The organism is Bittarella massiliensis (ex Durand et al. 2017), assembly GCF_017566145.1.
Classification (GTDB): domain Bacteria; phylum Bacillota; class Clostridia; order Oscillospirales; family Ruminococcaceae; genus Bittarella; species Bittarella massiliensis_A.
On record NZ_JABFCL010000075.1, the window covers coordinates 1 to 293 of the forward strand.

1 pseudogene is annotated in these 293 nt (G+C 52.2%); it reads right to left on the reverse strand.

Annotation, left to right across the window (positions count from 1 at the left end):
- A pseudogene (locus HJY11_RS13510) lies at positions 1-293 on the reverse strand (acetyl-CoA carboxylase carboxyl transferase subunit beta); the annotation flags it as partial.

The following is a 293-nucleotide window of genomic DNA, read 5'->3' on the forward strand; positions in this document are numbered from 1 at the left end:
TCTCCCAGGAAGTCAGTCCCTTATACGGGGCACGCTTTTCCTCCTCTGTTTCCCGGCAGACTTCCTGCTTCCAGCTTTCCACTCCCGTACCTGTCTGATGCATACTGAGGATAGAAGAAAGAACGTCTTTCATCTCTTCCCTCTCCACAATCCGGTCGATGAATCCATGCTCCAACAGGAACTCGGATTTCTGGAATCCTTCCGGAAGCTTCTGTCCGATGGTCTGCTCGATGACTCGTGGCCCCGCAAATCCGATTAACGCTTTTGGTTCCGCAAGGGTAATATCGCCAAGC